Source organism: Prauserella halophila, from assembly GCF_024171895.1.
Classification (GTDB): domain Bacteria; phylum Actinomycetota; class Actinomycetes; order Mycobacteriales; family Pseudonocardiaceae; genus Prauserella; species Prauserella halophila.
Window position 1 is genome coordinate 574,459 of the sequence record NZ_JAMTCQ010000008.1, and the last position, 19,519, is coordinate 593,977.

Here is a 19,519-nt window from a genome sequence, read left to right on the forward strand (position 1 = left end):
CTCAGAACTCGACGGGTGCAGGCTCGGCCGCGGCCTCCTCGGCGTCGACCTTGGCACCCACCCCGAGCTTCTCCAGGATCTTCTTCTCGATCTCGTTGGCGATGTCCGGGTTGTCCCTGAGGAACCGGCGCGAGTTCTCCTTGCCCTGCCCGAGCTGATCCCCCTCGTAGGTGTACCAGGCACCGGACTTGCGCAGGATGCTGTGGTCGACACCCAGGTCGATGAGCGAGCCCTCACGGGAGATGCCGACGCCGTAGAGGATGTCGAACTCGGCCTGTTTGAACGGCGGAGCGACCTTGTTCTTCACGACCTTCACGCGGGTGCGGTTGCCGACCGGCTCGCCACCGTCCTTGAGCGTCTCGATGCGGCGCACGTCGAGGCGGACCGACGCGTAGAACTTCAGCGCCTTACCACCCGTGGTGGTCTCCGGCGAACCGAACATCACGCCGACCTTCTCGCGCAGCTGGTTGATGAAGATCGCACTGGTGCCGGAGTTGTGCAGCGCACCGGCGATCTTCCGCAGCGCCTGGCTCATCAGCCGCGCCTGCAGACCCACGTGGGAGTCGCCCATCTCGCCCTCGATCTCGGCCCGCGGCACGAGTGCGGCCACCGAGTCGATGACCACGACGTCGAGCGCACCCGAACGAATCAGCATGTCGGCGATCTCGAGCGCCTGCTCACCGGTGTCGGGCTGCGACACCAGCAGTGCGTCGGTGTCGACGCCGAGGACCTTGGCGTACTCCGGGTCGAGCGCGTGCTCGGCGTCGATGAACGCGGCGATACCGCCGTTCTTCTGCGCGTTCGCCACGGCATGCAGCGCCACGGTGGTCTTACCGGACGATTCGGGGCCGTAGATCTCGATGACCCTGCCGCGCGGCAGACCGCCGAGACCCAGTGCGATGTCGAGCGCAATGGCCCCGGAGGGGATGACCTCGACCGCCGGACGGGTGTCCTCGCCCAGTCGCATCACCGAGCCTTTGCCGAACTGCTTGTCGATCTGGGCCAGCGCCAGGTCGAGCGCCTTGCCCTTGTCCGGTGCACCCTTGTCCGATGCTGCTGCCATGGAACCCACCTCATTGGCCTTCGCGGTTGCTGTGGCCGGATCTGCCGTATCCGGGCCTGCTGTTATCCGGGTCTGCTGTATCCAGGTCTGTTGTATCCGGGCCTGTTGTATCCGGGTCTGCCGTGCCCGGGTCGTGCTCGCGCGCCGGCACCGAGCCGGTGCACGCATGCCGGATCACGTGTGCCGGTCACCCGGGGCCGACACTACGGGCGGGGTCCGACAGTCGACGCGAGTCACGCTGAATCTGTGGACGGCGAACCCCGATGTGGACAACATCCTAGAGAACATCTGTTCGAGGTCGAAACCCGACACCCCGATGAGTCAGGATTTTCGCCCCTCACCGGCGTTCGGCCGGCACCTCGAACTCCGCGCAGACCTGCTTCCAGATCTCCTTCGCGGACTCGCCCGCCTCGAGTGCCTCCTCGACGGTCCGGCCGCCGAGGCCGCTCAGCACGTGGTCCTTGGCCAGCATCTCCGCCCTGGTGGCGCCGAACTCGTCGGCCATCAGCCGACGGAACACCGTGATCCGCATCGAGGCCAGCGTAGCCGCGGCCCGGCGCCGTATCGTGGGCACCATGCCACCCGACTCCGGACTGGGTTCCACCGCGCTCACCCTGGCCTCCATCGCGACCGTGACCGCGACGCTCGTCGTGCTGGTCGTGCAGATCCGCCGCAACCGCCGGAAATGACCCGCCGCAACACGACGGGACCGGATCCGGAACCGCAGCTCACCCCGGCCCCGACCCCGGAATGTCGGTGACCGGCCGCATCATGGGGACGTGACCGCCCGCGCACTCGACCTCTTCTCCCCCGCGACCAGGGACTGGTTCGCGGGGGCCTTCGCCGCGCCCACCTCCGCGCAGGAGGACGCGTGGCGGGCCGCGCACGCGGGCGAGCACGCGCTGGTGATCGCACCCACCGGATCCGGCAAGACGCTCGCCGCCTTCCTGTGGGCGCTCGACCGGCTGGCCACCGCGGCGCCGCCGGAGGACGCGAAACACCGATGCCGCGTCCTGTACGTCTCGCCGCTCAAGGCACTCGCCGTCGACGTCCAGCGCAACCTGCGCTCCCCGCTGACCGGGATCGACCAGGCCTCCCGCCGACTCGACCTGCCCGTTCCGGACATCACCGTCGGCATGCGCACCGGTGACACCACGCCGGCGGAACGCCGGTCGTTCCAGCGCACCCCGCCCGACGTGCTGGTGACCACGCCGGAATCGCTGTTCCTGCTGCTCACGTCGTCGTCGCGGGAGTCGCTGCGGGGCGTGGAGACGGTGATCGTCGACGAGGTGCACGCCGTCACCGGCGGCAAACGCGGCGTACACCTGGCGCTGTCGCTGGAACGCCTCGACGATCTGCTGTCGGCACCGGCTCAGCGCATCGGGCTCTCGGCGACCGTCCGGCCCGTCGACGAGGTGAGCTCCCTGCTCGCGGGCGGCAGGCCGGTGACGGTCGTCCAGCCGCAGGCGGCGAAGACCGTCGAGGTGCGCGTCGAGGTGCCGGTCGAGGACATGGCCGAACTGGACGGCCCCGCTCCTCCCGCCGAACCGGGGTCGCTCGAGGACGAAGTACCCGCCGCCGCGGCACCGAAGCCGTCCATCTGGCCGTCGGTCGAAGGGCGCGTGCTGGACCTGGTGCGCGCGCACCGATCGACCATCGTGTTCGCCAACTCACGGCGGCTGGCCGAACGGCTCACGGCCCGGCTCAACGAGCTCGCCGCCGAGCGCACCGAACTCGAACCCGGCGACGAGTTCCCCGCAGAGGCCATCGGCGGATCCGGACTGACCACGGGTGCCGACCCGACCGTGGCGAAGGCCCACCACGGTTCGATGTCCCGCCAGCAGCGCACCCGGGTGGAGGAGGAACTCAAGACCGGCGCATTGCCGTGCGTCGTGGCGACGTCGTCGCTCGAACTCGGCATCGACATGGGCGCGGTCGACCTCGTGGTACAGATCGAGGCCCCGCCCACCGTCGCCTCGGGCCTGCAACGCGTCGGCCGCGCGGGCCACCACGTCGGCGCGGTCTCCAGCGGCGTGATGTTCCCGAAGTTCCGCGGCGACCTCGTCTCCTGCGCCGTCACCGCCGAGCGCATGGCATCCGGCGCGATCGAAGCCACCCGCTACCCCCGCAACCCGCTCGACGTGCTCGCCCAGCAGATCGTGGCGATGGTGGCGCTCGACACCCGCACCGTCGACGACGTGGCCGCCACCGTGCGCCGCGCCGCCCCGTTCACCTCACTGCCGGACGACGCGCTGCACGCCGTGCTCGACATGCTCGCCGGGCGCTACCCCAGCGAGGAGTTCGGCGAACTGCGCGCCCGCATCACCTGGGACCGCGTCACCGGCGAACTGCAGGGCAGGCCCGGTGCGCAGCGGCTGGCCGTCACCTCCGGCGGCACCATCCCCGACCGCGGCCTGTTCACCGTGACGACACCCGGCGACGACGGCGACCGGCCGGCAGGCGAACCCACGACCGACGGACAGGCGACAGGCAGTACCGATGTGCCCTCAGCGGGAAGACGTGCCTCGGGCAGTGCCCCCGCGCCCTCAGCGGGAAAACGTACCTCGGGCAGTGCCCCCGCGCCCTCAGCGGGAAAACGTACCTCGGGCAGTGCCCCCGCGCCCTCAGAGGGAAAACGTACTTCGGGCAGTGCCCCCGCGCCCTCAGCGGGAAAACGTACTTCGGGCAGTCGCGTCGGCGAGCTCGACGAGGAGATGGTCTACGAATCCCGCGTGGGCGACACCGTCCTGCTGGGCACCTCGTCGTGGCGGATCACCGACATCACGCACGACCGCGTGATCGTCGTTCCCGCCCCCGGCGTGCCCGCACGTATGCCGTTCTGGAAGGGCGACGCGCCCGGCAGACCGCTCGAGCTCGGCAGAGCGCTCGGGGCGTTCCTGCGCGAGGTGTCCGGCTCCCGCGACGAGACCGCCCTGCGGCGCGCGGCCGACGCGGGCCTCGACGACCGGGCGGCCGCAAACCTGCTCGCCTACCTGCGAGAACAACGCGAAGCAACCCGGCACGTGCCCAACGACCGGACCCTGCTGCTCGAACGGTTCCGCGACGAGCTCGGCGACTGGCGCGTCGTGGTGCACTCGCCGTTCGGCGCGCAGGTCAACGCGCCCTGGGCGCTGGCGATCACGGCACGACTGCGCGAGACCCGCGGCGTCGACGCCCAGGCGGCGCATTCCGACGACGGCATCGTGCTGCGCCTGCCCGACGCACTCGACGCCGACGGGCAGGAGATCACCCTCACCGGCGAGGACGTGCTGCTCGACCCGGACGAGGTGGAATCGCTCCTCGTCACCGAGGTCGGCGGTTCGGCACTGTTCGCCGCCCGGTTCCGCGAATGCGCGGCGCGGTCGCTGCTGCTGCCGCGGCGCAACCCGGGCAGGCGGAGCCCGCTGTGGCAGCAACGGCAACGCGCCGCGCAGCTGCTGAGTGTGGCCGCCAAGTACGAGCGCTTCCCCGTGGTGCTGGAGGCGATGCGGGAATGCCTGCAGGACGTCTACGACGTGGACGGCCTGCGCGAACTGATGACCGACGTGCAGGGCCGCACGGTGAAACTCGTCGAGGTGGAAACGCCGTCGGCCTCGCCGTTCGCGCGCAGTCTGCTGTTCGGCTACGTCGGCATGTTCCTCTACGAGACGGACGCGCCACTGGCCGAACGCCGGGCGGCGGCACTGTCGCTCGACTCGACACTGCTGGCGGAACTGCTGGGCACCGAAGCGGTCCGGGAACTGCTCGACCCGGAGGCCATCGCGGACGTGGAACGCGGACTCCAGCGGCTCGACGAGGACCGCCACGCCCGCGGCCCGGAGGACACGGCCGACCTGTTGCGCTTCCTGGGCGACCTGACGGTCGACGAGGCCGGAGCGCGCGGGGTGCGCCGCGAATGGCTCACCGAACTGGCCGACAGCCGTCGGGCGATCGTGGTGCGCATCGCGGGCGAGGACCGGTACCTGGCGATCGAGGACGCGGGCCGGGTACGGGACGCCCTGGGAGCGGCCCTGCCCGTCGGCGTGCCGGAGACCTTCACCGAGCCCGTCGACGACCCGCTCGGCGACCTCGTCACCCGCTACGCACGCGGGCGCGGGCCGTTCGCGGCCGCACAACTGGCCGAACGGTTCGGGATCGGTACCGCCGTGGCCACGGGCGTACTCGACCGGCTGACCGCCGACGGCAGGCTCGTCCGCGGTGAGCTGAACCCACAGCCCTACGAACCCGGCGGCGTCGAATACTGCGACGCAGCGGTACTGCGACGACTGCGGCGCGCGTCGCTGGCGAAGCTGCGGGCCGAGGTCGAACCCGTCGAACCGGCGGCGCTCGGCCGGTTCCTGCCCTCCTGGCACGGCATCGGTGCACGGCTGCGGTCGGCACCGACGGCCGACGACGTGCTGTCGGTGGTCGACCAGCTCGCCGGAGCACCGCTGCCCGCCAGCGCGCTCGAATCGCTGATCCTGCCGAGCAGGCTGCCGGGCTACCATCCGGCACTGCTGGACGAACTGACCACCGCCGGCGAGGTGGTCTGGGCGGGCTGCGGCGCGCTGTCCGGCGGGGACGGCTGGATCACGCTCGCACCGGCCGACGTGGCCGACCTGCTGCTGCCCGAGGCCGACGGCGACGTCGCCACGACCGGGCCGGTTCACGAGGCCGTGCTGTCCGCGGTCGAACACGGTGCCCTGTTCTTCCGCCAGCTCGTCGACCGGATGACGCCGTTGCTCGACACTCCCCCGGACGACTCCGCGGTCGTGGCGGCGCTGTGGGATCTCACGTGGGCCGGTCTCATCACCGGTGACACGCTCGCGCCGCTGCGTGCGCAGGTGTCCGGGGGCGGCGCGGCGCACAAACCCCGCCGGTCCGCACCGCGCGGCCGCTACGCCCGCATGCGCGCGAACCGGCCCGCGATGCCCTCGCGCACCGGACCGCCGACCGTCGCGGGCCGATGGGGCCCGACACCGCCGAGGGAGACCGATCCGACCCGGCGGGCGCACGCGCGCACCGAGTCGTTCCTCGAACGGCACGGCGTGCTGACCAGGGGCGCCCTCGACACCGAACGCGTCACGGGCGGCTTCTCCGGCATCTACAAGGTGCTGCGGAGCATGGAGGACTCGGGCCAGGTCATCCGCGGCTACGTCGTCGACGGCCTGGGCGCCGCGCAGTTCGCCGCGCGCGGCGCGGTCGACCGGTTACGCGCGGCGAGCGACACCTCCGGAACGCGGGACACCCCGGGTGCCGTGGTGCTCGCGGCGAGCGATCCCGCCCAGCCCTACGGTGCGGCGCTGCCGTGGCCCGAACCGCTCGGCAGCACGAAACACCGGCCGGCGCGCAAGGCCGGGGCGCTGGTCGTGCTGGTCGACGGTGTCCCCGCGCTGTACGTCGAACGCGGCGGCCGGTCGCTGCTGTCGTTCACCGAACGCACCGAGCCGCTGCGGCAGGCGGCCGAGGCCCTGTCGACCGCGGTCCGGGAGGGCTGGCTGGGCAAACTGCAGGTTCAGCGCGCCGACGGTGAGCAGGCGCTGACGTCACAGCTCGCGGAGGTGCTGCGCGAGGCGGGTTTCCGCGCGACCCCGAAAGGCCTGCGGCTGCGGGCGTGACCGGTGGCGAACGGGCCGGTTCTACGCTGGCACACCGACGACCACGGTGCGGACGGCTCCGCACCCGACCACGAGCTCGACGGAGGACGACTGGCGATGGCCGTGCGTGAACTGCGGTATTTCGGTGACCCGGTGCTCAAGACCGTGGCCGATCCCGTGACCCGGTTCGACGACACGACGAAGCGCCTCGTCGACGACCTGCTGGACACGGTCGACCTGCCCGGTCGCGCCGGACTGGCCGCACCGCAGATCGGCGTCGGCCTGCGGGCGTTCAGCTACCGCCTCGACGGCACGGTCGGCTACGTGCTGAACCCCGAGATCGTCGAACTGGCCGAGACCACCCACGACATCGACGAAGGCTGTCTCTCCGTGCCGGAACTGCGGCACCCGGTACGGCGCGCCACGTACGCCGTCGTGCGTGGTGTGGACCTGCGCCAGCAGCCGGTCACGGTGAAGGGCGACGGTGTGACCGCGCAGTGCCTGCAGCACGAGGTGGACCATCTCGACGGCATGCTCTACCTCGACCGGCTGGCGACCGAGCAGCGCCGCTCCGCGCTGCGGGACATGCGCTCGCGCGACTGGTTCCGCCTCCGCTGAGTCGTTCCGCTGATCCGTTCCGCTTCCGGCGGGGCGTTCCGTTTCCGCTGAGTCGTTCCGCTTCCGCCGGATCGTCCCGTTTCTCCTGGTTCGTTCCGGTTCCGCCCGATCGTTCCGTTTCCATCGGGTCAAGCGGACACGCCCGCACGCCGCTCGGACCTCCGGTGGCGCGCACCACCGGAGACCTCACCACACGCGGCTGACCTGGGAAGATCAAAAGGGTTGTCTCGACCTGCTGTGCGCATTGCCACCCGCGCGTGACGGCGCCGTTGCCGGTTCGTAACCTGTCATCACCCCGACAGCCCCACCCCGAGCAATCCCCCACCCCGAGCAATCCCGAGGTACGTCCCCATGGCAGGCAGACACCGCGCGGCGAACCCGCGCGCGCGAAAGTCCCGAAGACCCGAGCCCGGCGACACCCCGACGCCGCAGGCGCCCACCACCGAACGGTCCCGACGTTCGTGGCGGCTGCCCGTAGGACTCGGCCTGGCCGCCGCTGCGTTGCTGGGCGCCACCGTGTCGATCACGGAAGGGCTCACCGGCGCCGGCGGTGAGCCGACCACCGCCGCGCTCGCCATGAGCGCCCCCACCGCGTCGTCGACCTCGTCGGCGCCGAGTTCCACGACGTCGACGACCACCACCGACAAGCCCACCCCGAGCAGCACCACGTCGAAGCCGAAGCCCACCCCGTCCACGACGACGGCGCCCACGACGACGCAGAAGCCGTCCTCCCCTCCCCCACCGCCGACGCCGGAGCCCGAGCCGTGCTCGACGGAGCTGGAGGGCACACAACCGCACGTGGCGCAGGTGGGCAACCACGTGCTGACGAAGTACGACGTCGACTCGGTCGGCGGAGTGGCCGGCCGGTCCGGCTCGAGCGACCATCCGAGCGGGCTCGCGCTGGACTTCATGACCACCGGCGCCACCGGCGATCGGATCGCCGAGTACGTCCTCGCCAACCAGTCCGAGTTCGGCGTGACGTACGTGATCTGGGAGCAGCGGTACAACGACGGCAGTGGCTGGTCCTACATGGAGGATCGCGGCGGTACGACCGCGAACCACTACGACCACGTGCACGTGTCCTTCGAGTCCTACGCCGACGTGAACGTCACCTGCTGACCCGCCGCCTCGGCGAGCTCTGGTGACGCCGCGGTGGGCACCCCCGACACCGGTGCCCACCGCGGCGCGTCCGGACCGGTCGCGGTCGGAGCCGAACGCGCAACCGGCCGTCCTCGTCCCCGCCCACTGTCCGGCTTGCCGCGCCGCGCTCTCAACCGCCCGGTGCCAGGTCGATCACGATGCCGTCCGGATCGACGAGCCGTCCCGCTCCGCGGCGGGTCGCGCCGAGCAGGCACAACCGGTCCGCTTCGACGGCGAACGCGCCCGGCGCCACCGCTGCCGTTCCCGCCGCCGTGTTTCCGGTCGCCGTGTTTCCGGTCGCTGCGTCTCCCGTCGCTGCGTCTCCTGTCGCTGTGGTGTCGGCCCCGGCTGTGTCCGGAGCTCCTGGCGGAACGGTCAGTTCGAGCCGGCAGCGCGGGGTCACCGGCGGGCACGGGTCTGCCGACAGCAGTTCCAGCCACGGGCCCCGGCCTCCGGGAGCGCGCAGGCTGACGAGCTCGGGGTCGGTCCGCACGATCGGCCACCGCGTGGCACCGGACCAGAACTCGGCCAACCGGTGCGGGTCGGGCGATTCGATCACCACGGCGGCGAGTACGCCGCTGGCGGCGTACTCGCCGCGCGGTTCGAGGACACAGAACTCGTTTCCCGCCGGATCGGCCAGCACCTGCCACGGCACCGGGACGCGGCCCGCATACTGCCCGATGTCGATACGCGCGGCACCGAGGCGTATCGCTCTGTCCACAATGGCTCGTTGCGTGCCGCGACGGGCCACGCCGTCGCCGTCGCCGTCGGAGGCGAGGTCGAGGTGGATCCGGTTCTTGGCCGGTTTCCCCGCCGTGGCACCGACGACGCGCACCGTGGGACCGTCCGGGAGCCGAACCCGCAACCCACCACCGTCGTAGCCGCCGGTGACGTGGCTTCCCCTGCCGTCGTCACCGGCGTCCCGACCGCCCCTGTCGCGGCCGCCGTCGTAACCGCCACTGTCGTGGTCACCGCCGACGAGTTCGCCCTCGAGCAGGGCGGCCCAGAACTCCGCCGTTTCCCGTGGCCGTTCCGCTTCGAACACCACTCCGGGCATCACGTTCACCACGCACCTCCGTCCCGGCGACACCCGCCGCGTGCTGCGGCGTGGCGTGGCCTTGTCATCGCGTCGCCAGCCGCATGAGTGCCCACAGCTGCCCGGCCGCGTCGTCGTCCCCGGCCACGTCGACGCCGCCGGGCCGGTTCCGGCCCCACAGCCACAGGTACACCGCCTCCGGTTCGCCCGACACCACGGCACGGGCATCACGCGCCTCGGGTTCCGGGCAGCGGTGTACGGCCGTCTCGTCCGGCCCCGCCGACACGAGCCAACCGTGTCCGCCGGTACACACCCCCACCTCGCCCGCGTGCGTGCCCCGGAGGCCGAGCCGTGACAACCGATGGCCGAACCACAGCATGAGCGCCTCGTCTACTCCGTCGAGCGCCGTGTCGGCAGCGACCCCGGACCACGTCGCGCCTCCGGCACCTTCGACGTCGACCCGGTGGACGGTCGTGTCGTGCGTCATGCGCCGGTACCAGAATCCGTACGTCCGGTCCTGTGGCCACCAACTCGCCGCGGGCCCGTCCGGATCGTGGAAATCCAGGATCTCCCGCAGGTCCGCGTATCCCTGCCGGACGTAACTCTCGTCGCTCTGCCCGGCCGCGGGACCGCGCTGCCACTCCCGTGGCCGCTCACCGTCGATCAGCCACGCCTGAGCCACGCGGTAGATGCTCCCGACGTGCCGCACCGTGTCACCGACCGTCCACCCGGGACACGTCGGCACCGGGGTTTCGGGTGCGAGACCGCGTGAAGCCTCCACCAGCAGCGTGACCTCGTCGCCGAACGCGTCGGCGAGCCGCCGGTGATCGACCACCGGCCCACTGCTCGCCACCATCACCGACTCCGTGACCGCGACCGTCGGCCTGGCCCCGGCCCCGGCCCCGGCCCCGGCCCGACGGCCGCGCACCGTTCGGTGGAGCCCTCCGGCCCGGCCCGTCCACCCGCGATCACGTCGCGGGACGCTCGCCCCCACACTGCCGGATCCTGCGGCGCCATGACACCCGACATGACCGTCCCCTTTCCCAGCTCAGCCACCCGCGGAACTCCCCGGTCGAGCGGCGCCCGGCACGGGATGCTTCCCCCATCCACGTGCCGGACGCCCGGGAATCCCCGATGCCGAACATTTGTTCGACATCGGCCACGGTAGCGCGCCGACGCCGCTCCGACAAGCACCGGCCACGGGCGATGTGCGTCGCACCCCGAGCGGAGGGCGTGATCTCATGAAGTCATGAGCACCCTCGACCATCCGTCGGTCGCGAAGGTCGCGGCCGCGCTCTCCGAGGCCGATCAGGATGCCGCTGCGCAGGGAATCCGCCTTCTTCCCGACGACGCACGCACCGCCGAGTCGGCCGCCGCGGCACTGGGCATCGAGGTCGGCGCGATCGCCAACAGTCTGGTGTTCCGCGCCACGCTGCCCGACGGCACCGAACGCGCCCTGCTCGCCCTGACGTCCGGGGCGCACCGGGCGAACACGGCGACGCTCGCCGAGCTGGCCGGTGTCGAGCAGGTCGGCAAGGCCGAGCCGGAGTTCGTCAAGACCTGGACGGGACAGGCGATCGGCGGCGTCGCCCCGGTCGGTCACCCGCACCGCATTCTCACGCTCGTCGACACCGCACTGGCCGGCTACGGCGTCGTGTGGGCCGCCGCAGGACACCCGAAGTCGGTCTACCCCACCACGTTCGACGACCTGCTGGCCGCGACCGGCGGCACCGCGGCGCACGTCGCCGCCGAACCGGGACAGCCCCGATGACCGCGATGCCGAGCGCGCAGCGCTACGTCCGGCTCTCCGATGAGGAGTTCCGCATGCGGCTGCGCGAGGCGCTCGACATCTACGTCGCCGCGATGCACTACCCGCCGGGTACGGCCGAGCAGCGCGCCCCGATGTGGCTCACCCACGTGCTTCGCGACGGCTGGCGCGCGGTCGCGGCGCTCGACGACGAGGATCGCCTCGTCGGCATCGCCTACGGCTACCGCGGCGTGCCGGGCCAGTGGTGGCACGAGCAGGTGCGCCGCGGCGTCACCGATCGCGAGGGCGAGCGGGCCGCCCACGAGTGGTTGGACGACTACTTCGAGCTCACCGAGATCCACGTGCGTCCCGGAGGGCAGGGCCGCGGCACCGGCGAGGACCTGCTGCGCATGCTGCTCGACGACGTCCCCGACGGGCGCGTGCTGCTGTCCACGCCGGAGGGCGACAGCCGCGCGTGGAAGCTCTACCGCCGGATCGGATTCGACGACGTCCTGCGGCAGTACCGGTTCGCAGGCGACCCCCGTCCGTTCGCGGTGCTGGGCCGCACGCTCCCGCTGGACTGAACCCACACCCGGGGTCACGGCGAGCACCGCGACCCCGGGACCCGTGTCACCGTCACGGCATTTGACCTTCGAGCCCCTCGAAACCCGACGCTGCGCGAGTGACCCACACCGATCCGGCCACGAGTCGTTCCCCCGGAATCCCGCCGCGCTACCTCGGCTGGCTCGGCGCCGACCTCGTATCGAAACTCGGTGACGCTGTCGTCATCTTCGCCGTGGGGTGGACGGCAACGGCGCACGGGGCCGTGTCCGCGGCGGTCGCACTGTCGGCGATCACACTGCCCCGCACGATCCTCACCGTGGTGGGAGGCGCCGTCAGCGATCGCTGGTCGCCACGGGCGACCATGATCGGCTCATGCGCCGTACTGATTCCGCTGTACGCGATCGCTGCCGCGATCACAGGATTCGGCGGAACGCCGGTGTGGTTCCTGATCACCCTTGGAACGGTCATGGGCACCGTCGGTGCGTTCTATCTTCCCGCAGCCAATTCGATGCCCCGCCGGCTCGTCGATCCCGCAGCACTGCCCCGTGCGCTCGCCGTGAGACAGACCGGGCACCAACTGATTCAGCTGGTGGGCGCTCCGATCGGTGGCGCGCTGATCGGATGGAGCGGGATGGCCGGAACGGCCGTCCTGGGCGCGTTCGCCTTCACAGTCGTCATGGTCGTGCTGCTCCTGATCGACTCCTCGGCGAAGGACGAGATTGAGCTGTCGGACGGCAACCTGTTGTCGGACATGCGGGCCGGAGTCCGGTTACTCAGTCGGCATCCGGTTCTGCGTCCGGGCCTGATCGTTCTGGGCATGACCGCTGCGGCAGCCCTGCCGATTCCGTCGCTGCTCATGCCACTACTCGCCCGGCAGGCCGGCCTCGCCGTCGACGTCACCGGTCTGCTCGTCGGCTGCCAGGCAGGGGGTTCGATCCTCGTCGCGATACCGGTCGCGAAGCTCGGCACGCTCCGCCTTCCCGGCCTCGCAGCGCTTATCGGCGTGGCTGTCACCGGTTTCGGCGTGGTGGCACTCGCGGTCGCGCCAGGGGTCGTGTTGCTGACGTTCGGGGCCATTCTGGCGGGTCTCGGCCTGGGACTCTTCGTTTCTCATCTCGCGCCACTGCTCATCAGTCAGAGTCCGGCGGATCACGTGGGAAGAGTTCAAGCAGGCATGCTCGTGGTACAGAGCGGTTCACTGCTTCTCGCAACCAACGTCCTCGGCCTTCTCGCAGCCGCCGTCACCCGCAAGCAGCGACGCTCACGTGCGCGGTGCTGTTGTTGGGCACAGCGGCGATCGCCTGCCGCTCGCGCTCGTTCCGCCGCAGCACCGTCGCGGGCTGAACGCGAACCGGCCGACCTCGATTTCACGGCACGCACCGAACCGGGCCGTGGGGCGCGGATTCTCCGCACCCCACGGCCGCACCACGAAAACCGTCGCGCGTCAGCACGCCCTCGAGAGCGTGGCCGACGAGCGGACGCAGGACACGCGTGCCTGAGTGCAGGACACGCGGGGCTGGTCAGCCGACGAGGAGGTCGCGGAGGGTGCCCAGGCCCATGCCGCCCATCCGGAGTGCGCGGCGGTGGAACGCGGCCAGGTCGAACGCATCGCCCTCGCGGCGCCGGGCGTCGTCGCGCGCTTCCAGCCACAGCTTCTCGCCGAGCTTGTAGGCGGGCGCCTGGCCGGGCCAGCCGAGATAGCGGTCGATCTCGTCGTGCACGTGGTCGGCGTCGGTGATCGTGCGGGTGAGCATGAACTCCAGGCCCAGCTCCGGGGTCCACCGCTCCCCCTCGTGGAAGCCGGTGCCCGCCGGGATCTCCAGCTCGAGGTGCATGCCGATGTCGACTATCACGCGCGCGGCGCGGAACAGGTGCGCGTCGAGCATGCCGAGCAGGTTGCCGTCGTCCGAGAGATAGCCGAGATCGCGCATGAGCCGCTCGGCGTACAGCGCCCAGCCCTCGGCGTGACCCGAGGTGAAGGCCATGAGCCGCTGGAACCGGTTGAGCGACTGCTCGTAGACCGACGTGGCGAGCTGCAGGTGATGACCGGGCACGCCCTCGTGGTAGACGGTCGTGACCTCACGCCACGTCGAGAAGTCCTCCTTGTCGGGCGGCACCGACCACCACATGGTGCCCGGACGGGAGAAGTCCTCACTCGGGCCGTTGTAGTACGCGCCGACGCCGCCACCGGGCGGGGCGATGCGGCAGTCGAGCGCCATGAGTGCGTCGGGGATGTCGAAGTGCGTGCCACGCAGTGACCGCAGCGCCTCGTCGGAGAGGTTCTGCATCCACTCGCGCAGCGCCCGCTGGCCGGTGACGCGGTACTGCGGGTCGGCGTCGAGCGCCGCGGCGGCCTCGGCCAGCGTGGCGCCGGGCTTGATCCGCTCGGCGACCTCCTTGGCCTCCCGTTCGACGCGGGAGAACTCCTCCCAGCCCCACTCGTAGGCCTCGCGCAGGTCCAGGTCGGCGCCGATGAACTGGCGCGACCACAGCTTGTACACCTCTTCCCCCACGGCGTCCTTCTTCGGCGCCTGCGGTGCGAGCTCGGCGCGAAGGAAACCGGCGAACTCGGCGTAGGCCTCCTGGGCGACCGCGGCCGCGTGGTCGAGCTCGCCACGCAGCGAGTCCGGCACGTCGGCTGCGGACACCATGGTCTGGAAGTAGCCGTCGCCGCTCATCCCGGCCCACGTCTCGGCCTGCTCGGCGACCTTGCTCACCTGGCGGATGGCAGGCACGCGCCCGGCGTGGGCGGACGCGAGCAGCGACGCGCGGACGCCGTCCAGCGCGTCGGGCACTCCCGCCATGCGTTTGGCGACCGTCTCCCACTGCTCCGGTGTGTCCTGCGGCATCAGGTCGAACACCTGGCGCACGTCCTGCACGGGACTCGCGATGACGTTCAGCTCCGCGAGGTCCAGACCCGCCTCGTGGAGCTCGACGCTCACCCGGCCGCGCTCGATGAAGACGGCCTTCGACACGCGTTCGGCCTCGTCGGCGGGTTCGGCCGCCTCCATGTCCCGCAGCGCGCGGCGGGTCAGTGCCGCACGGTTGGCGTGCCCCTCGGGCGAGTAGTCGGTCAGCTGGTCGTCGAATCCGACAATCCCCATCGCGGTCGCGCCGATCGGATTGGCGGCCGCGTAGTCGTCGACGTACTGGTTGGCAATGTCGTGCACGCTCATGGTCGGCACGCTACCCGCACGCCTTCCCGCACCGCGCGGGATTTCGCACCGCTCGCCCCGCGGTCGTGACCCGCTCGGTACCCGTGTGCTCCCCGCATCGTCGTTTCCCGTGCCACAGTCGGCGATCACACGGCACAGTGCGCCGGCGGCACCTGGAACGATGGGGTCATGACCCAGCCCGATTTCGACGCCGACCTGCCCGCGGCCATCGGCGAGGCGCTGACCGAGTTCCTCCGCGACGCGAGCGAGTCGATCGGGCGGACCGAGCCCGCGTTCACCGGCGCCACCGACGCGTTGCGGGAGTTCGTGCTCGGCGGCGGCAAACGGTTGCGGCCGACGTTCGCCTGGTGGGCCTGGCGCGGGGCCGGCGGCGCCGCGGCCGGCGACGAGGCGGCAGGAGTGCTGCGCGCGGTGTCGAGCCTCGAGCTGATCCAGGCGTGCGCGCTGATCCACGACGACGTACTGGACTCGTCCGACTCCCGCCGTGGCTGCCCGACGGTGCACGTGGCCTTCGCGGACGAACACGCACGAGGCGGCTGGCTCGGATCGGCCGAGCAGTACGGACTGGCCGCGGCGGTGCTGATCGGCGACCTCGCACTCGCGTGGGCCGACGACATGTTCGCCGACGCGCCGCTGCCCGCCGACGTACTGCGCCGGGCACGCCCGCCGTGGCGGGCGATGCGCTCGGAGGTCCTCGCGGGCCAGTATCTCGACGTGCGCACCCAGGCCACGGGCGATGCGTCGGTGGACGCGGCGCTGCGCATCGACCTGCTCAAGACGGCCGCCTACACGGTGCAGCGGCCGTTGCACCTCGGCGCGGCGCTGGCCGGCGCGGGCGAGGACGTGATCGACCCGCTGCTCTCGTTCGGCGGCGACATCGGCGTGGCGTTCCAGCTGCGCGACGATCTGCTCGGCGTGTTCGGCGACCCTGCGGTCACCGGCAAGCCTGCGGGCGACGACCTGCGTGAGGGCAAGCGGACGCTGCTGGTCGCGCTCGGCCTCCAGCACGCCGGTGAGGGCTCCGCGGCCGCGGGCGTCGTCGACGCCGCGCTCGGCGACGCCCACCTGACCGACGCCGCGGTCGAGCGGGTGCGCGAGGTCCTCACCGACGTCGGTGCCGTCGCCGACGTGGAACGCCGCATCGAGACGCTCACCGACTCGGCGCTGACCGCGCTGGACACCGCGGGCCTGGCCGATCCGGCGCCGACACGGCTCACCGAACTGGCCGTCAAAGCCACCCAGCGCTCCCACTGATGCCACGCGCACCGACAGCGCACCGGACGACGCACGTAACGACAGCACACGCGACGACGGCGCACGTAACGACGAGGAAGCACTGATGCGGACGGTTCCCGGGGCCACCGACCGGGTGGTCGTGGTCGGCGCGGGCCTGGCCGGACTGTCCGCGGCACTGCGCCTGACGGGCGCCGGCAGGCAGGTCACCGTGCTCGACCGTGCGCCACAGCCCGGCGGCCGGGTGTCCACCGAGACGATCGGCGGCCACGCGTTCGACACGGGCGCCACGGTGCTGACGATGCCGGAACTGCTGGACGAGGCGTTCGCCGCGGTCGGCGAGAAGACCGCCGACCGGCTGACCCTCACCCGCCTCGACCCGGCGTACCGGGCGCATTTCGCCGACGGTTCGTCGCTGAACCTGCACACCGAACCCGAGGCGATGGAGGCCGAACTGCGCTCCGTGGTCGGCCCGCACGAGGTGGCGGGCTACCGCAGGCTGCGCCGGTGGCTGACCGAGCTGTACACGGCCGAGGCGGAGCATTTCATCGGCGGCAACTTCGACACCCCGTTCGACCTGCTCCGTGCCGAGGCGCGACCGGCGCTGACCCGGCTCGCCGCGCTGGGCGGGTTCGGCAGGCTGTGGCCGAAGGTCGCCGAGTTCGTCACCGACGAGCGGGTGCGCAGGCTGTTCTCGTTCCAGGCGCTGTATGCCGGGCTCGAACCCAGGCGGGCGCTCGGCGCGTACGGGGCCATCCCGTTCATGGACACCGTGGGCGGCGTGTCGTATCCGGAAGGGGGCATGGGCGCGATCGCCGCCGCGATGGCGGATGCCGCCGAGCAGGCGGGCGCCACCGTCCGCACCGGCACCCCAGCGGCGCGGCTCGAACGGGCCGGCGACCGGGTGCGCGCGGTGCGCACCGGTGACGGCGAACGCATCGAGTGCGACGCCGTCGTCCTCGCGACGGAGCTCACGGCCGCCTACCGCCTGCTGGGCATCCGCCCGCGCAGGCTCGTCCGGCCCCGGTACTCGCCGTCGGCGGTCGTGCTGCACGGCGAGACGCCGCGCACCTGGGACACGCTCGACCACCACACGATCTTCTTCGGCGGCGCCTGGCACGAGACGTTCCGCGAGATCGTCCACGACGGCAGGCCGATGACCGATCCGTCGCTGCTGGTCACCCGCCCCACCGCGACCGACCCGGCCCTCGCCGCCGGCGACCGGCAGCTCGTGTCCGTGCTCGCCCCGGCACCGAACCTCCGCGCCGGACCGCTGGACTGGCCGCGCCTCGCCCCGGCCTACCGTGACGAGCTGCTGCAGACCCTCGAAGCTCGCGGCCTGGACGGGTTCACCGGCGAGTTCCACCTCCACCGCATGGACACGCCACAGGACTGGGCCGAACAGGGCATGGCCGCGGGCACCCCGTTCTCGCTCGCGCACACCGTGGCCCAGACCGGGCCGTTGCGGCCGGGCAACCTCGTGCGCGGCGCGGCCAACGTCGTCCTCGCCGGGTCCGGCACGCGGCCCGGCGTGGGCATCCCGCCGGTGCTGATCTCCGGGCGGCTCGCGGCCGAGCGCATCACCGGCCCCGCGACGCCGGAGCGGGCCGGCCGGCCGTGAGATCCGCACCGCCTGTCCCCGCAGCCACGGGTCCGGTGCCCGGCCGGTCCCTGGCACCGGCGTTCCGTACCTGCAGGCGGATCGCCGCCCGGCACGGCCGCACCTACTTCCTCGCCACGCTGTTGCTGCCGGCGCACGCGCGTCCGGCCACGTACGCGCTGTACGCGTTCGCGCGGCAGGTGGACGACGCCGTCGACCTGCCCGACGGAGATCCGCACCGGGCGCTCGACGATGCCGCGCGGCTGCTCGACGACGTCTACGCGGGCCGTGACGTCACCGGGCCCGTCGCGACGGCACTGGCCGCCACGGTGGCCCGGTACGGCCTGCCACGCGCCTGGTTCGACGCGTTCCTGCACTCGATGCGGATGGACCTGCACACGACCGAGTACCCCACGTTCGACGCGCTCGGCGAGTACGTCCACGGCTCGGCACGCGTCATCGGCCTGCAGATGCTGCCGGTGCTCGGCACCACGGTGGCCCGCGCCGAGGCCGAGCCGTACGCCGCGGCGCTGGGCGAGGCGTTCCAGCTGACGAACTTCCTGCGTGACGTGGGCGAGGATCTGCACCGCGGCCGGGTGTACCTGCCCGCCGAGGAACTCGCCGCGTTCGATGTGGACAGACAGCTGCTGGAGTGGTCCCTGGCGACGGGCAGGCCCGATCCGCGCATCCGCCGTGCACTGCGGTGGCTGGTCGCCTACAACCGGGCCGTCTACCGCCGTGCCCGCCCGGGTATCGCACTGCTGCGGCCCGAGTCCCGTCCGTGCGTGTCCACGGCGCTGACGCTGTACCAGGGCATCCTCGACGAGATCACGGCCGCCGACTACGACGTGCTCGGCCGCCGGGTCGTGGTCGGCGGGAGACGCCGCGCCGGGGTGGCCGCCCGCGCATTCGCCGGCAGACTCACCGCCTGAACCGCGCGTGTTCTGCGTTCAGGCGCGGCTCGCCTGCACGATGCTGACGCGGCCGAACGAACGATCGACGTGGGCACGCTCACCGGCGTCGGCGAATCCGGCGCCGGAAAGCAGGTCGACCAGCGCGTTGCCGTAGTTGCGCGCCGTCCTCGGGTTCTCCTCGGCCTGCGCGCGCAGCAACCGTGTCAGCCGCCGCACGGCGTGCAGCGGGCCGTGCCCGTGCCCGTGCTCCTGTCCGTGTCCGTGCTCCTGCCCGTGTCCGTATCCGTGTCCGGTGTCCTGCGCGGCCGGCGAGGGGCCGCCGAAATCGAGGACCGTCACCGTGCCACCCGGCCGGAGGACGCGGAAGGCCTCACGAGCGAAGGCCGCGCGGTCCTCCTCGGCGAGGTGGTGCAGCGCCAGCGCCGAGATGACGTGGTCGAACGAACCGTCGCCCGAGGGCAGCCGGTCGGCGTAGCCCTGGGCGAGGGTGAGCGACGCCCGGCGCCTGCGCGCCTTGCGGGCCGCCCGGCGCAACGCACCGACGTCGGGGTCGAGCCCGGTGACCGTCGCGGTCGGCGTGGCTCCGAGCAGTGTGAGCGCGAGGTTTCCGGTACCGCATCCGACGTCGAGCACCGCCTGACCGGGCGCGACGCCCGCGATGTCGACGCCGCGCCGGTGCAGCTCACGAATACCCAGCGCACGGGAGAAAAGATCGTAGATCGGCATCAGCCAGGACTTGCCCATCCCGGGCAGGAACGTGCGGTCCCGTTCGTCGGTGGTGCGTTCGTCGACGATGCGTACGTCGCTCATGGTGTGCTCCCTGGGTCGGCGTGTGGCGTACCGACTCCAGGA

The 19,519-nt window shown here is 71.9% G+C and carries 13 protein-coding genes and 3 pseudogenes; 10 read left to right on the forward strand and 6 right to left on the reverse strand.

The window, feature by feature from the left end; translation table 11 throughout:
* Position 1 precedes the first annotated feature (1 nt).
* On the reverse strand, positions 2 to 1,063 hold the full coding sequence (gene recA / locus LY41_RS02955; RefSeq protein WP_253862254.1) for a recombinase RecA: 1,062 nt from the start codon (positions 1,061 to 1,063) through the stop codon (positions 2 to 4).
* 337 nt (positions 1,064 to 1,400) lie between these two features.
* Positions 1,401 to 1,595: a DUF3046 domain-containing protein gene (locus LY41_RS02960; RefSeq protein WP_253862255.1), complete on the reverse strand. Its 195-nt coding sequence runs from the start codon at positions 1,593 to 1,595 to the stop codon at positions 1,401 to 1,403.
* Positions 1,596 to 1,842: 247 nt separating this feature from the next.
* Between LY41_RS02960 and LY41_RS24165 the strand changes: the two are divergent.
* The 4 genes and pseudogenes from LY41_RS24165 to LY41_RS02975 form a co-directional block, all read left to right on the forward strand.
* Positions 1,843 to 3,519: pseudogene (locus tag LY41_RS24165) on the forward strand (DEAD/DEAH box helicase); the annotation flags it as partial.
* Between the two features lie 228 nt (positions 3,520 to 3,747).
* Positions 3,748 to 6,660: pseudogene (locus LY41_RS24170) on the forward strand (Lhr family ATP-dependent helicase); the annotation flags it as partial.
* Positions 6,661 to 6,756: 96 nt separating this feature from the next.
* Complete coding sequence (gene def / locus LY41_RS02970) at positions 6,757 to 7,257, forward strand: peptide deformylase (protein WP_253862257.1); 501 nt, start codon at positions 6,757 to 6,759, stop codon at positions 7,255 to 7,257.
* A 351-nt stretch (positions 7,258 to 7,608) separates the two neighbouring features.
* Positions 7,609 to 8,376 (forward strand): VldE C-terminal domain-containing protein, encoded by a 768-nt coding sequence (locus LY41_RS02975; protein ID WP_253862258.1) that lies wholly within the window; start codon positions 7,609 to 7,611, stop codon positions 8,374 to 8,376.
* 151 nt (positions 8,377 to 8,527) lie between these two features.
* On the opposite strand, the gene LY41_RS02980 is transcribed toward LY41_RS02975, so the two are convergent.
* Complete coding sequence (locus LY41_RS02980) at positions 8,528 to 9,466, reverse strand: VOC family protein (RefSeq protein ID WP_253862259.1); 939 nt, start codon at positions 9,464 to 9,466, stop codon at positions 8,528 to 8,530.
* Positions 9,467 to 9,518: 52 nt separating this feature from the next.
* On the reverse strand, positions 9,519 to 10,289 hold the full coding sequence (locus LY41_RS02985) for a maleylpyruvate isomerase N-terminal domain-containing protein (protein ID WP_253862260.1): 771 nt from the start codon (positions 10,287 to 10,289) through the stop codon (positions 9,519 to 9,521).
* Positions 10,290 to 10,682: 393 nt separating this feature from the next.
* Between LY41_RS02985 and LY41_RS02990 the strand changes: the two genes are divergently transcribed.
* The 3 genes and pseudogenes from LY41_RS02990 to LY41_RS23965 all read left to right on the forward strand — a co-directional run.
* Positions 10,683 to 11,204: a YbaK/EbsC family protein gene (locus LY41_RS02990; RefSeq protein WP_253862261.1), complete on the forward strand. Its 522-nt coding sequence runs from the start codon at positions 10,683 to 10,685 to the stop codon at positions 11,202 to 11,204.
* Positions 11,201 to 11,764 carry a GNAT family N-acetyltransferase gene (locus tag LY41_RS02995; RefSeq protein ID WP_253862262.1) on the forward strand — a complete coding sequence of 188 codons (564 nt, stop codon included), beginning with the start codon at positions 11,201 to 11,203 and terminating at the stop codon, positions 11,762 to 11,764. Before LY41_RS02990 ends, LY41_RS02995 begins: the two co-directional genes overlap by 4 nt.
* A 212-nt stretch (positions 11,765 to 11,976) precedes the next feature.
* A pseudogene (locus LY41_RS23965) lies at positions 11,977 to 12,930 on the forward strand (MFS transporter); the annotation flags it as partial.
* Between the two features lie 334 nt (positions 12,931 to 13,264).
* On the opposite strand, the gene LY41_RS03005 reads toward LY41_RS23965, so the two are convergent.
* Complete coding sequence (locus tag LY41_RS03005; RefSeq protein WP_253862264.1) at positions 13,265 to 14,920, reverse strand: DUF885 domain-containing protein; 1,656 nt, start codon at positions 14,918 to 14,920, stop codon at positions 13,265 to 13,267.
* A gap of 168 nt (positions 14,921 to 15,088) precedes the next feature.
* Here LY41_RS03005 and LY41_RS03010 point away from each other — a divergent pair, with 168 nt between their 5' ends.
* The 3 genes from LY41_RS03010 to LY41_RS03020 all read left to right on the forward strand — a co-directional run bounded on the left by LY41_RS03010 (position 15,089) and on the right by LY41_RS03020 (position 18,685).
* Positions 15,089 to 16,174, forward strand: a complete 1,086-nt coding sequence (locus LY41_RS03010; protein ID WP_253862265.1) for a polyprenyl synthetase family protein — start codon at positions 15,089 to 15,091, stop codon at positions 16,172 to 16,174.
* An 85-nt stretch (positions 16,175 to 16,259) separates the two neighbouring features.
* On the forward strand, positions 16,260 to 17,774 hold the full coding sequence (crtI, locus tag LY41_RS03015; protein ID WP_253862266.1) for a phytoene desaturase family protein: 1,515 nt from the start codon (positions 16,260 to 16,262) through the stop codon (positions 17,772 to 17,774).
* 35 nt (positions 17,775 to 17,809) lie between these two features.
* The gene (locus LY41_RS03020) at positions 17,810 to 18,685 is read left to right on the forward strand and encodes a phytoene/squalene synthase family protein (RefSeq protein ID WP_253862267.1); all 876 of its coding nucleotides are present in this window, start codon (positions 17,810 to 17,812) and stop codon (positions 18,683 to 18,685) included.
* 18 nt (positions 18,686 to 18,703) lie between these two features.
* On the opposite strand, the gene LY41_RS03025 is transcribed toward LY41_RS03020, so the two are convergent.
* Positions 18,704 to 19,477, reverse strand: coding sequence for a class I SAM-dependent methyltransferase (locus tag LY41_RS03025; protein ID WP_253862268.1), 774 nt, complete (start codon positions 19,475 to 19,477; stop codon positions 18,704 to 18,706).
* Positions 19,478 to 19,519: the final 42 nt, after the last annotated feature.